We start from the raw sequence: 14,161 nt of genomic DNA, 5'->3' as shown, positions 1-14,161 counted from the left end.
ATGAGCAACTCGCACGCTACGCGCCCTCCAATGGTTTCGACACGCTCGGCGAACCGCTTGCCGCCATGGCGGCAAAGTAGTTCTCCGGGCCCAGCGCCTTGCCGAGACCGCGACTGCCACCGGTGACAATCGCGACCCGGCCCTCGAATTGCGTCAAATTCCCGCCTCCGCGGTGTTGTCGGACGAACGCGTTACTGGACGGAGGCCTGCAGGGCCGGCTCGGCCGGCCGCGCAGGCAGGTCCACCTTCGCGGCGATTTCCTGCTCGAACGAGTCCGCCCACGCTTCCAACCGGTCGACATTGCCGCGCATGTCGCGGAAGGTCTGTTCCGGCGTTTTGTCGGTGAGCAGATCCAGGTGCAGCTGGGCGCAGATGGGTACCTTGCTGTATTCGACGAACAGGTACTTGTCCGGCTGCGGAGCCTGTGCCGCGAACGCACGCAGATTCGCCTGCATGCGGGTCTGGATGCCGAGGAACCGCTGGGCGATGGGGTGGAACTCCGCCGCCGCGTCGGTGCTGGTGAGCAAGTCACGGAACAACATCTGCGAGGGCAACGCCCAGTAGAACGACGTATCCCACATGACCTTGGTGAACATCGCGGGCGCGTGCCCGAAGATCTGGTAGTTGTCGTTGTACATCTGCAGATAGTTCGGCCACAGATCCTCGAGCAGCAGCTTGTTGTAGGTCTCCGCGACGTCGGGGGTCAGCGCACGCTTACGGTCGAGTTCGATCATCCGCGTCGTGATGGTGTTGGTGTAGGCGATGTAGTCCGAGCCCGGACTGTAGAACGCGTCCAGGAAGACCGCCGCCTCACCGACACAGGCCCAGCGGTTGTGCGAAAACACCTGCGTCGAGGCGTAACTCGCGTTGCGCAGCACCAGGAAGTCGAGCAGCTCGGCGTTCTCGGTGAACTTCGCCAGCGTCGGCTCGTGCTCGGCGATCCACTGCTTCGCTTTGGTTTCCGTCGAGTACGTCTTGAACGGATGGATGCGCTCGTCGGTCACGATGCCGATGCTGGTGTTGCCGGAGGCCAGCGGGATCATCCACACCCAGTAGCCGGTGCCCATCAGGTGATTGGTGGAGAACCACCGGCGCTCTTGGGTTTTCGGATACCAGTTCGGGTTCTTGGCGTCCGCCATCACCTCGACGTCGTATTCGCCGCGCAGGCGCCACCAGGCCGCGTTGATCTTGTGCGGACTCGGCGCGCTCAGGCCGAGCTTGCGCTGCAACAGCTTTCCGCGACCCGAGGCGTCGGCGACGAAGCGCGTCCGCACCGAACGCTCCCCCTCGCCGGCCACCTCGTAGGTGACCACATGATCGTCCTCGCCGTCGGCCAGCTCGATCTCGGTCACCTTGGCCTGCTCGATCAGATCGATGCCGAGGTCCTTGGCGCCGCGCCGCAGATCCCGCTCGAAGATGCCGCGGTCGACCTGATAGGACGGCACCCGCGGGAACCGTCGCGCCCCGATCTCGGGCCGGTTCTCGAAGGGGCCGTGCTGATCGCCGAAGAACAGGCGCAGCCCGAGCTTGTGCAGGTGCTGCTTGTTGAAATACCCGGTGAGGCCGAGCTTTTCGGTGAAGTAGTGCGCGCCGCCTTCGACGGTCGCCTCACCGACTTTGTAGGCCCCGTCCGGGATGTCGCCCGTGGTCCGTTCCAGCACCAGCACCGTCAGGTCGGGCATGGTCCGCTTGAGCTGGCGCGACAGGGTCAACCCCGCCAGTCCGCCGCCGCATACCACTACGTCGTAACGTTCGATCGGTTTCATCGTTCTACTCCGTTCGAGCTGGTCAGCGCTCTTCGAAAAGGCTGGTGAAGGACGGGAAGGCGTCGTCGGCGGACAGTTCGTCGGCGATCGTCCGCATCACCTGGGCACTCGGGTTCTGGATGAACAGGTGGCCGCCGGGCACGGTCTTCAGTTCGAACCGGCCGCTGGTCAACTTCTCCCAGCCCTGCAGCTGGTCGGCCTCGAACAGGTGGTCCTCCGCACCGCGCAGCACCGTGATCGGCGCCCGCAACGCGACACCGTGTTCGAAGCGGTAGTCGCCCAGCATCTTCAGGTCCGCCCGCACCGCGGGCATCATCGGCTTCACCGAGGCCTCGTCCTCGACCGGGATGGTGAGCAGCTCGTTGTCGCGCAACACTTGCAGCACCCGGCTGTCGGATTCCCGATCCATGTCGAAGCCGTCGCGGATGTGCTTCAGGTTCCGCACGTAGCTTTCCACCAGGGCGGGTGAGGGCCAGCCACCGATGATCAGCTTGAGCGGGACCTCGGCGTAGTTCTGCTCGAGATACTTGGTGAGCTCGTAGGCCAGCAGGCTGCCCATGCTGTGCCCGTAGATCGCGAAGGTGCGATCCAGGTGCGGCAGCATGGCGTCGGCCAGTTCCTCGATGAACTCGGGCATGGCGTCGATCGGGACCTCGTTGACCCGATCCTCGCGGCCCGGGTACTGGATACCCACCACCTCGACGGTGTCCGGCAGGAAGTTCGGCCACGGCGTGAAGACCGAGGCACCACCACCGACGAACGGCAGGGCGAACACCCGCAGCGACGCGGTGCTGGACCGGCCCTTCACCGTGTGGATCCAGCGTTGCGGGCCTGCGTTTTCCGCCACTGCAGGCAGCACACCGGTCGCCTCACCGAAGACCTGGGCGAGGACCTCGTTCGACAGCTCGATGAGCGTCGGTCCGCGCATCAGGCCCATGGTCGGGAAGTCGATATCGAGGTGCTTGGCCAGCGCGTTGCGGATCTGACCCGCCATCAGCGAGTCCATCCCGAGGTCGGTCAGCGCGACATCGTGCGCGAGACGGTCGATCGGCATGTCGAAGATCCGCGAGATCTGCTGCGACAACGCCTCCACCAGCCGGGGCTGGCGTGCGTCCTCTTCCAGTTCGAGCAGTTCGGCGCGCAGGCCCTCGGTGCCGCCGGTGCTCGCGGTGCCGACGGTGTCGGCCATGGCCAGATGAGCCAGCCGCGGCGAGCTCCGGATGATCGGCATGACCTGGTTCATCTTCGCCCAGTTGACGCCGAAAACGCTGGTGCTGGTGACACCTTGGGCCAGGCACCGGCCGACGAACTCGAGCGCGTGGTCCGGCAGGATCGGCGTCCAGCCGAGCCGGGCCAGCGTGTCGAGCTTGTTGCGTGCGACGAACCCGACCTCGGCGAGAGCGCCCCAGTTGACGGTCAGGGCAGGCAGTCCGAGCTCACGGCGGTGCGTGGCAAGGGCTTCCAGGAACCCGTTGGCCGCCGCGTAGTTCGCCTGGCCGGGGGTGCCGACGTTCCAGCTCATCGACGAGTACATGACGAACGCGTCGAGCTCGAGGTCGCGGGTGTGATTGTGCAGGTGCCACGCGCCGTCGACCTTGGGTTGCACGGTGCGCAGGAACTGCTCCTCGGTCATGCCCGCCAGCGGTCCGTCCGCGAGAACCATTGCGGCGTGGTAGATCCCACGCAGCGGCGGCAACGGTGCGATCCGCTCGAGCAGGCCCTCGACCTCGGCCTCGATGGACACGTCGGCCCGTTCGAGCACCACGTTGACGCCCTGGGCCCGCATCGCCTCGATCGGCGCCGCGTTCTCCTCGTCGATCTGGCCGCGGCGGCCGACCAGCACTACGGTGCGGACGCCCTTCTCGACCAGCCACTCGGCGGTGCGCAGACCGAAACCGCTGTAGCCACCGGTGATCAGGTACGTGCCGTCGGCGTCGAAGGTCTCCGCGCCGTCGGACGTCGGATGCACCAGCAGTTCGGTGTCGGGCTGGTACTCGACGACGATCTTGCCGATCTGCTTGGCGGTGACCATGTACCGGAAGGCCGCGGCCACCTCGGTCGCGTCGAAATCGGTGTGCGGCAGCGCGGGCAGAGTGCCCGCGTTGACCGCCTCGATCACCTTGGTCATCGCCTCGCGGCACAGCGCCGGGTCCTCGCCGAGCAGCCGGTCGATGTCGATCGCCGAGTAACTCAGGTTGTTGCCGAACGGCTTCAGACCCAGCTTGTAGTTGTCGTAGATGTCCTTCTTGCCGATCTCGAGGAAGCGGCCGCGGGGGCGGAGCAGCTCGAGGCTCTTCGGAATCGTCTCGCCCTGCAGCGAATTGAGCACGATGTCGACGCCGTCGTAGCGCTGCCGGATCTCCTGGGCGAAGTCGAGCGACCGGGAGTCGAAGACATCCTCGATGCCCAAGGAGCGCAGGTAATCCCGCTTCTCCTCGCTGCCCGCGGTGGCGACGACCGTCGCGCCGAACGACTGCGCGATGTGCACCGCGGCCAGACCGACGCCGCCGGCGGCCGCGTGCACCAGCACCCGGTCGCTCGGGCGCAGCCTGCCCACTTCCACCAGCGCGTACCACGCGGTGAGATACGCCATCGGCAGCGTCGCCGCCTCGACATCCGACAGGCTCGCCGGTGCCGGGTATACCCGCCGGGCATCGGCGACCACCAGGTTGCCGAAGCAGCCGCGAGCGAAGGCGACCACGCGGTCGCCCACCGCCAGTCCGGTCACGTCGGGTCCGACTTCGGTGACAATGCCCGCGCACTCAACGCCCAGGTTGTTGTCGTAGAACCCGCCGTAGGTCGCACCCGCCGAGAGCAGGCCGAGCGTCAGCATGATGTCGCGGAAGTTCAGACCGGTGGCCAGCGGCCGGATGGTGATCTCGCCGCTGGAAAGGACAGGCAGCTCCTGCCTTTCGTAGCGCAGCTGCTCGACCCCCGGCTCGGCGGGCACCGCCAGCGCGAACGGGGTCTCGTCCGAGACCTTCGCCGGGGTCGCGACCGAGGCCTCGAACTCGGCGAGCGAGACATGCTCGAGGCGGTCGATGAAGCGGGTCTCGCCGCGGAAGGCGATCTCCTCGTCCGCCGCATCCACGTGCAGCAGCTCGTCGAAGAGCTGAGTGGCCCGCTGCTCGGCGGACGCGGTGGGATCGAAGTCGAAGATCTTCGCACGCAGACTGCTGTGCTCGCTCAACGTGACCCGCAGGATGCCCCAGCTCGGCACCTGGCTCAGCGCAACACGTTCCGATCGATCCAGCACGTGGGCACCCGAGGTGGCCACCCACAGCCGTGGGGCCTGCACCCAGTCCAGCTCCTCGACGGCCTGGGCCGCCGCGATCACGCTGTAGGCGCCGTCGCTCTCCACCGCGGAAAGCAACTCGGTGGTCAGCTCGGTCCCCGCGAAATCCAGGTTCCACAGGTGCAGCACGCCGGCCACGTCACCCGCGTCGGCCCGCACCTGCTCCAGCACGCGCTGCAGATCCGCGCTGCTGGTGGGTCGGGCCCGGAAGGTACGGGCGTCGACCTGCTCGAACTCGGCACCGCGGGTGACGAGCACGCCGGACGAGCCTGCCTCGCCGAGCAGCGCGGTGTAGCGTTCGCCGACACCGTCCGCGTCCGCGAGCACCACCCAGGGCGCCTGATCGATGCGCGGCTGGTGCGGCTCGAGGTCGATGCTCTGAGTACGCGCCAGGATCACCGCGTTGCCGGTCTCCTCCGGTGTCGCCATATCGGAGAAGATCTGCACGCCCTCGAAGCCGATGCTGGGCAGGAACTCCCGCCACTTCGCCTCCCGCATCAGCGGGTAGTCGGGCCGCACGTCGTGGTCGCTGAACTTCCACCAGCCCTCGGTCATGCCGAAGGTCAGGTCGACCCAGTGCGGCGGCACCGTCGCCTCGACGACCAGCAGCAGACCCTGCGAAGTCAGCAGGCGCTGCACGTTTTCCAGGGTGGCGGTCAGGCTTTCGGTGGCGTGCACGACGTTCGAGGCCACCACGATGTCGTAGTAGTGCGGGTCGAAACCCTGGCCCTCGATGTCGCGTTCGATGTCGAGGACCCGGTAGTCGATGAAGTCGTATTCGCTGAACCGATGCCGCGCTTTGCCGAGGAACAGCTGCGTGATGTCGGAGTACACGTATTCCGCACGCTCCGGCGGCAGCTCGGAAAGGACGTACGGGGTGGTGCCGCCCGTGCCCGCGCCGATCTCGAGCACCCGGATCGGCCGGTCGCTCGGCAGCGCGGCCACGCACCCGGCGACGACCTGGCTGACGATGCGGTTGGCCTTGCCGAACGAGAACGACGGACCGTAAAGGTCGGCGACCGACTGGAACTCGTCCTCGGGGAAGATCAGCTCGATCGGATTCACGTCATCGCGCAGCACCGCCGCCACGTCCGTGCCACAGCGGCCGAGCACGGCGAGTTCGGGCTCGCACTCGGAATGCTCGTCCTTCAGCCGGGCGAGCTCGGCCGCGGTGTCGAACCGCTCGGGCACGACCAGCAGTCGCCAGGCGTCACCGTCTTTTTCGGTGATCCCGTGCTGGGACAGCAGTTCCAGCAGGCGGGCGAGGTAGCGGTGGTGCTTGTCGTGCACGCCCATCTCGGCCGCGAGCTCGGTGACGGTGAAACGCCGGCCTACGGTGAGGTCCATGCCGAGCTCGTAGAAGGCCTCGGTTACGTACCCGATGCAGAGCCGGTCCATCACCGCTTCGGTTCCCGCGTGGTACTCGCGGTTGACCGACCAGTACCGCAGCTCGTCGACCAGCGGCTCGACGGCGGTGTCGAGCGCCTCGACCGAGGGCAGCGCGGCGGGCAGGCGGGTCTTGGTGCGCACCGGCGCCTGATGCCAGCGGAACTCGTAGAGCCACTGCAGCAGCGCGTCGCTGTCCTCCGTGGTCGTGGTGATCGACTTGCCGCGGAAGCCTTCGAGTTCCGCTACCAGCGTTCCGTCTTCGTTGACGATCCACAGATCACCGTGGCAGTACGCAATGTCGTCGCTGACCTGCGCGCGCCCGTAGCAGTACACCCGGCCGGTGGCTTTGGCGTAGAAGCTGAGCCGCTTCACCTCGACCGGCAGGTAGAGCGTCTTGTCCTCGTTGTTCGGGTCGTTGCCCATCGAGATGGACAGCGACTGGAAGCACGAGTCGAGCACCGCCGGATGGATCGCGTGCCGGGGCGCCTCGTCTTCGAGGGCCGCCGGGGTGTCGATCCGGCCGAGCGATTTCAGTTCGGCGTACCCGAGTTTGGTGATCGCCTTGAACGTCGGGCCGAGCATCAGGCCGTTGTTGCGCAGCTTGGCGAAGACCTTCGCGGGTTCGATCTCGAGCGGGCACTCCGCCTCGAGCTCGGCGAACGGCACCGGCAGTTCGGTGGCAGGGGCGCCGCGGCGCAGCGTGCCGACCGAGTGCAGGGTCCAGTCCTTGTCACCGTCCTGACGGCTGTACACCGAGTAGTGCATCGACTGGGTCAGCACGACCTGGACGACGGGGGCCGGGCGGTCGTCGAAGACGAACAGCGCGCGGCGGAACTCGACATCCTCGAGCGAGTACAGGCCCGGGCCGAACGCGTCTTCCGCGCAACCGAGCACCATGTCCAGGTAGGCGGCGCCGGGGAAGACGATGGGGCCCTGCACCCGGTGGTCGTCGAGCCACGGGTACACCGCCGGGTCCAGCACCAGTTCCCACACATGCTTGTCCGGCTCGTCCGCGACGCGGCCCTGATCACCGACCAGCGGATGGGCCAGCGACGGGAAGCGCCGCTCGCGGGCCGAAGGCGTTTCCACCCAATAGGTTTCGCGCTGCCACGGATAGAACGGCACCGGTATCCGCTCGCCGGCCCCATCGAACAGGGCGCCCCACGCCGGGTCGAACCCGGCGGCATACAACGAGGCCAGCGAGGACAGCAGGGTGACGCGATCGCTCTGCTTGCGATGCAGCGAGGCGACGGCGACGGCGACGCCCTCGATGTTGCGCTGCGCGAGCAGCTCCGAGATGGCGGTCGCGTGGATCGGGTGCGGGCCCAGCTCCACGAACGCCAGGTGCTCGTCCTCGATCAGGCGATCGATGGTCGGCGCGAACCGCACCGGCTCGCGCACGTTGTGCCACCAGTACTCGGCATCGAGTCCACCGGTCGGCACGATGTCCGCGGAGACCGTGGAGTACATCGGGATGGTCGCCGGGCCCGAGGTGAGACCGGCCAGCGACGAGACCAGTTCGTCCTGCAGCGGATCCATGTGGTGGCTGTGGAAGGCCACGCTGACCTGGAGCATGCGGCAGAAGATCTTCTCGGCGCTCAGCTCGCGCTCGATCTCCTCGAGCGCGTCCGGATCACCGGCCAGCGCCACCGACTGCGGGCCGTTGAGCGCCGCGATGGCGACCCGCCCGCGATAGCCGGCGACCCGCTCCTCCACCTCGCTGTGCGTCAGGCCGACCGCGAGCATCTTGCCCTTGCCGGAGGCCTGCTGCTGGACTCGGCTGCGGTGGAAGATGACTCGCACCGCGTCCTCGAACGACAACGCCCCCGACACGCAGGCGGCGGCGACTTCACCGATGCTGTGCCCGACCACGGCAGCGGGGACGATACCCCAGCTCTGCCACACGGCCGCCAAGCCGAGCTGCACCGCGAAGACGGCGGGCTGGGCGATGAAGGTTTCCCCGATCCGGCTGTCGGCCTCGTCGCGGCCGAGCTCCTCGATGACGCTCCAGTCGGCGTGCTTGCTCAGCTCGGCGTCGATCCGCTCGACCGTCTGGCGGAACACCGCGTTGGTGGCGAGCAGCTCACGCGCCATGCCCCACCACTGCGGGCCCTGGCCGGAGAAGACGAAAGCGATGTTCGAGATGGTCGGCGCCTTCACGCCGGTGCGCAGCACCTCCGGCACCGCGCCACGCGCCACCTCACGCAGCGCGTCGCGTAGCTCGTCGGTGGACGAACACACCATGGCGAGCCGGTGGTCGTAGTGCGCACGCGTCTTCGCCTGGGTGGCCGCGATGGCGGACAGCTTCGTGGTGGGCTCGGCCAGGAAGTCGGCGTAACTGTCGGCGTAGGCGCGCAGCGCGTCCTTGGTCTTCGCGCTGAGCGCGAACAGCACCGGCTCGGCCGCTTCGGTCGCCGAACGCTCAGTCATCTTGTCCGCGTTCGCGTTTGCCGCGTCCGTGTTCTCCTGCGCCACGCCTTCCGGCGGGCCTTCCAGGATCACGTGGGCATTCGATCCACCGAACCCGAAGGAGTTCACACCGGCCAGGCGCGGACGCCCGTTCGGCCACGCCTGCCGGGACTGAGCCAGTTGCAGACCCAACTCCTCGAACGGGATCGAGGTGTTCGGCACCTCCGCGTGCAGGTTCGCGGGAATCTCGCCGTTGGACAGCACCAGACACGCCTTGATGACGCCTGCGATACCGGCCGCGGACTCGAGGTGGCCGAGGTTCGACTTCACCGCGCCGACGATGCAGGGGCCGTGCCCATTACGTCCGGGCGCCAAGGCCTTGCCGAGCGCGCGGGCCTCGATCGGGTCGCCGACGGAGGTGCCCGTGCCGTGCGCCTCGACATAGCTGATGTCGGCGGGCGCGACACCGGCGTCGCGGCAGGCGTCCTCGATCATCTGCGCCTGCGCTTCTTCGCTCGGCACGGAGATGCCGTTGGTGCGGCCGTCCTGGTTCGTCGCGCTGCCGCGGATCACCGAGTAGATGCGGTCGCCGTCGGCGATGGCCGCGGACAGCGGCTTGAGCACGATCGTGCCCGAGCCCTCACTGCGCACGTAGCCGTCGGCGTTCTCGCTGAACGACTTGGACCGGCCCTCCGGCGACAGGAAGGTGCCCTGGCTGAATCCGATGGTCGCCTCGGGGATGAGCAGCGTGCTGACACCGCCGACGATCGCCATCGTCGCCTCACCGGTGCGAATGCTGCGGCAGGCCAGGTGGATTGCGATGAGCGAGGACGAGCATGCGGTGTCCACGGTCATGCTGGGGCCGCGCAGGTCGAGCAGGTAGGAGACGCGGTTGGCCACGATGCAGTTCGTGACACCGGTCATCGTGTGGCCACCGATGAGGTAGCGGTTCTCCGGGTTGAGCTGGATGATGCCGTAGTCGTGGCCCGAGACGCCCGCGTAGACGGCGGTCTTGGTGCCTGCCAGGTGCTCCGGGACGATGCCCGCGTCCTGCAGTGCTTCCCAGGTCGTTTCGAGGAAGAGGCGCTGCTGCGGGTCTATCCGCGCGGCCTCGTGTGGTGTGATGCCGAAGAATTGGGCGTCGAACGAACTGACGTCGTCGAGGTATCCACCCGATCGCGTGCGCAGATGACCGGGCCTTGCCGCATCGCGGTCGTAGAAGGCAGCGCCGGACCACCGGTCCTCCGGGACCTCGCGGACCGCATCTCGCTCGTCGAGCAGCAGTTGCCAGAAGTCGCCCACATCGGAAATTTGTCCTGGAAACCGGCAACCGATTCCCACGACGGCTATGCCCTCGTGCGCGGTCGACTCGGCCTCGATCGAGGAGCTGTGCACAGATTCCATCGCATTACCTTCGTTTTGTAACCACACAACTATCGACCTCGCGGGCAACGCCATTTGTTGCCCGCGAGCCGATCAGGATTTATATCGACCACCCGCTGGGCAGTGGCGATGCGCGCGATGGCGGCATCGATCCCGTGTGCGAGGCGATATCGGACAGGCTTGATTGATCACCGGCGGTCATGTTCCCCCCTCGAAGAACATGACTGTTGCAACGAGATGGTCGCCATTCGAATGGCTTTCGGTGACCGACCGGGCGGTTTCGCATTCCCGGCCGTTGCCGAACCCCGTGCCGGCCATATCCCGTCGGCTGCGGCAAGCAGCGGCACCGACATCGTTGGCCGAACTCAATACAACAAAGTGAGCACGCGATCCACGATCGTGCGATGGTCGACTCGAGCTGATAAGACGCCGAGCATGCGACGCGTCGTGGTCGATGAGGCGTTTGGACTGGTCGGCGCAGGCAGGCATCAGGTCATCGGGAGTAGTTCTCGTCGCGCTGAACGTCCACATGATCGGTGCCCACCTCACGTCAAGTGCCCAGATCCGCACTCATGGACAGAATTTAACGACCACAACCACTCATGTCAATACATCTGTGTGCATCCGTGTGCGCCACACCGCGGCCGATGCGCATCGCCGTGGACGGTATTCGGTGCCCGGACGTGCCGTAAGGGCACGGTCTTACTATTGCGGCGCACCGAGACCGAGCCGCGCGGCGGTAGGTGTGCATGATGACCAGCTCTGCGCAAACAAGTGGTACGATGCTTCCCATGGGCGACGAATTGGGCGCCAGCGAGACCGTGAAGCGTAATAAAGTCGAGTCGGCTGGACAGCGGTTCGGACGGCAGCTGAAAGCGTTCCGGCAGCGAAATCTTCCTGATGACCTGGTAACACACCAGCTCATCCATGACCTGGGAGGTCCTACGCGGAATGTTCAGTCCCGGATCGAAAGCGGGCAGGTCGACACGATAAGCGCCACCACGGAGGCGAAGTACAACCGAGCACTCGAAGCCCTGGGTTTGCCGGCCGGGAGTGCGACCGCGGCGCTGTATCACGGCGGCACGCTCGTGCCGCCCGCCGACGTGCCGCCCGCCGCACCAGTGGTGGACGACGACGTCGAGAGCGGCGTCAGCGCACTGCAGAATCTGGCCCGCAAACATCGGTCGGTCGTCGATCTCGTCACCGAGCTCGACCGGCTCGGCATCGAATTGAAGCGCGCACGCAGCCACACCGAGGGGTATCAGCTGGTCTTCCCGAAGACCGCGATCGATCGGCTGCTTCAGGCGCTGCAAAATACCGCCGACCCCGGACATCCGGGGCACGAATCCGAGCGAGACGACACCCCGGAGACGTAAACCTGCGAAGAAGCCGGCCGCGGACGCACGCACCGCGGCTCCTATACGTCGGATAAGCCCTGGCCAGGCTCCGCCGCCATCGATGTGGCGCGGGGCCCGCCGAAACATGTTCGACAGCAGGATCTTTCGACGTGCGAACGGGTACTGTTCGCCCTTGTGATCATCCGGGCGTTGGCGCCGTCGCCGAAACTGCTGCGCGCGGGCGAGCGCAGCCGCGGGGAACAGAATTCCCGCCTCCCCCTATGTTCGATCTTGCACTGCCGTCCGCCGGTATACATGCAGGTCACACGCATAGTTCGCGATTCGTGTCCCAAAAACACCCCCTACCCAGGACCGCAGCGCCAGGTAGGGTATAGGCGAGCCCGGCAAGCCGATGACGACGAGTCGACGCGTGTCGACATGCTGGCCCCTGAAGACAATTCGGAACAATGGATAACGTCGTGCCCCCGTTGAACCGATGGCTTCAACGAACCGTTGAACTGGATGACTTCGGCGAACGACACCGCGCCGGCGGCAACGATGCCGCTGTTCGCGCGGTGAGCAAGATCAGATCTCCACAGGTGCTCGGGGGGAGGAAGTCGTGATTGGATATGTTCTCGATTCCACCGGCCTCGACGCGGGCGTAAGAGCTCGGACCAGCGGTTATGCCGACGAGCCGGACATCACCGACGCGCGCCGCCTCACTCGGACGAGGAGGCAGGTGCGATGTTGAAACTGATCCGGCGCAAAGTCGCCGCCCTCACCTGGAAACCTAGAGGAAAGATCTCCACCCGCGCCCGCCTGCAAGCGGTGGTCGACCGGCTCGAACTGCCCGCGGACTGGACCATCGAGGAGTTCATCGCGTGCGTCGAGCGCATGCGCGGGCGGCGGATCGTGCGATTACTCCTGCCGACGACCGCGCCGGTCGGATTGTGCGGACTGTGGTTGGCGTGCAAGGACTACGACGTGATCTTTCTTCGGCAATCCGCCGACCCGGCGGTAGAACTGCACGTAACTTTGCATGAGGTCAGCCATATGTTGCTCGACCACGGACAGGACACGTCGATCTCCGCGGTGGAATGGTCGACACTGACGAGCGGGGTGGCGCTGAATCACGACATCGACCTCACCACGGTCCGCGCGGCGCGCGGAGTATCGAGTTACGCCTCCATCGAAGAGTACGAAGCCGAACTGTTGGCGACCCTGATCGGCTTCCGTGCCAGGACCGTCGGACCACGTCGCGACCCGATGTTGAAGGAGTTGTGACGCATGTGGCCGCACGACCACCTACCCGCGGGAGTCACCGTCTCAGCGACGTTGTTCATCGTGGTCATCGCCGTGATCCGGCTCTCGCTGACCCTGCACACCTCGGTGTTCGGCCGCATGATCAACATCCTGTTGGGCTTCGACGCGGCAGCGGCCATACTGCGTGAGCCGCTGTTCGCGCGCCCGATCTCCAAGCTGGTCCCCGGCGGCCTGCCCACCGTGTTCGACACCTGGCATTGGCTGACCGTGACGGCCTGGGCCTGCGGACTCGGGATGGCGCTGCTGCACGAGAACGGGCCGGTGCGGTACCGGATCCAGTTCAAGGTCGTGATCGGCACGTCGGTCGCGATCGGCCTGGCCTTCCTGCTGCTGAGCGCGCCCGCCCGGGCCAACGGGATGTCGTCCATCGCCGAGTACGGCGGTTGGCGCTACGGCGTCTACATCGGGCTGTATTCCGCTCTGCCCGTTATTGTTTCGACCTACTACTACGTGCTGAAAACCAGGGGCACAATGTGGCGGACGACCACGCTGCGGGAACGGCTCACGGTGGCCGCCCTGGTCATCTTCGGTATCGCCAGCTCGCTGCCCGCCTGCCTCATCGCGGTCTCGGTGGCGTTGGACGCCGCCGGAGCGGGCAGCGCGTTCACCGACAACGCGTACAACATGGTGGCCGAGGGCTTCGCCACCGGCGAGCCGGGGCTGTTCTTCTTCAGCGCGCTGATCATGGTGTTCCTGCCGTCCTCGGTACAGGCCGTGGTGCAACTGCTGCGATTGGATCGGGAATCGCGCGCCGCGCGCCGGGTGTATCCGCTCTGGCGGGACCTGACCGCCGCCGCGCCGCAGGTCGTCTTCCAGCTGAAATGGGCGGACAACTGGAACGTTTCGCCCCAGGAACGGCTGCACCGCCGGCGGATGGAGATCCACGACGCGGCCGAGATCGTCGCCCGTTACGTGCTGCCGCTGCCGACCGCCGTCGACGAGCTGATCGACACCAGCGTCATCGAAGACGACCAGGAGAACATTCGGATGGTCGCCGAGCTGGTGCTGGCGGCCCAGCGGCTCAGCGACAACAGCGGCGAACCGGCGGGCGAGCCGACCGCCCGTGGGGCCGACGTCCCCGACGAACAGACCCTGCTGCGCTTCTGGCAGCCCGCGAAGTCCCTGCTGCACGCGACCGATCGCACCGCGGAACGCCGAACATCAGCTGGCACACAGCGATTCGCGCCGGGCGCGTTCGAGAGCAGGCAGCCGGGACAGGTCGTCGGGTAGTCGGCGCAGCGGGGTAACCCGCAGTCCGG

6 protein-coding genes are annotated in these 14,161 nt (G+C 66.6%); 3 read left to right on the top strand and 3 right to left on the bottom strand.

Going from position 1 to position 14,161, the window contains the following annotated elements:
* Positions 1-16: 16 nt before the first annotated feature.
* Genes NN4_RS44755 through NN4_RS03510 form a run of 3 tightly spaced genes read right to left on the bottom strand, consistent with a single transcriptional unit; the run spans position 17 to position 10,263 of the window.
* Positions 17-157 (bottom strand): hypothetical protein, encoded by a 141-nt coding sequence (locus tag NN4_RS44755; RefSeq protein WP_186818244.1) that lies wholly within the window; start codon positions 155-157, stop codon positions 17-19.
* Between the two features lie 34 nt (positions 158-191).
* The gene (locus tag NN4_RS03515) at positions 192-1,766 is read right to left on the bottom strand and encodes an NAD(P)/FAD-dependent oxidoreductase (RefSeq protein WP_147128478.1); all 1,575 of its coding nucleotides are present in this window, start codon (positions 1,764-1,766) and stop codon (positions 192-194) included.
* A 22-nt stretch (positions 1,767-1,788) separates the two neighbouring features.
* Positions 1,789-10,263, bottom strand: coding sequence for a type I polyketide synthase (locus NN4_RS03510; protein WP_186818243.1), 8,475 nt, complete (start codon positions 10,261-10,263; stop codon positions 1,789-1,791).
* Positions 10,264-11,033: 770 nt separating this feature from the next.
* Here NN4_RS03510 and NN4_RS03505 point away from each other — a divergent pair.
* The 3 genes from NN4_RS03505 to NN4_RS03495 all read left to right on the top strand — a co-directional run bounded on the left by NN4_RS03505 (position 11,034) and on the right by NN4_RS03495 (position 14,132).
* A complete protein-coding gene (locus tag NN4_RS03505) occupies positions 11,034-11,618 on the top strand; it encodes a hypothetical protein (protein WP_147128476.1) in 585 nt (194 codons plus the stop codon).
* 705 nt (positions 11,619-12,323) lie between these two features.
* Positions 12,324-12,863: a hypothetical protein gene (locus tag NN4_RS03500; protein WP_135231323.1), complete on the top strand. Its 540-nt coding sequence runs from the start codon at positions 12,324-12,326 to the stop codon at positions 12,861-12,863.
* A gap of 3 nt (positions 12,864-12,866) precedes the next feature.
* Positions 12,867-14,132 carry a DUF6545 domain-containing protein gene (locus NN4_RS03495; protein ID WP_147128475.1) on the top strand — a complete coding sequence of 422 codons (1,266 nt, stop codon included), beginning with the start codon at positions 12,867-12,869 and terminating at the stop codon, positions 14,130-14,132.
* Positions 14,133-14,161: the final 29 nt, after the last annotated feature.

This window comes from Nocardia ninae NBRC 108245, from assembly GCF_007990755.1.
Lineage (GTDB): Bacteria > Actinomycetota > Actinomycetes > Mycobacteriales > Mycobacteriaceae > Nocardia > Nocardia ninae.
Note: the sequence above shows the minus strand (reverse complement) of the source record. Positions and strands in the feature narration are given on the sequence as shown.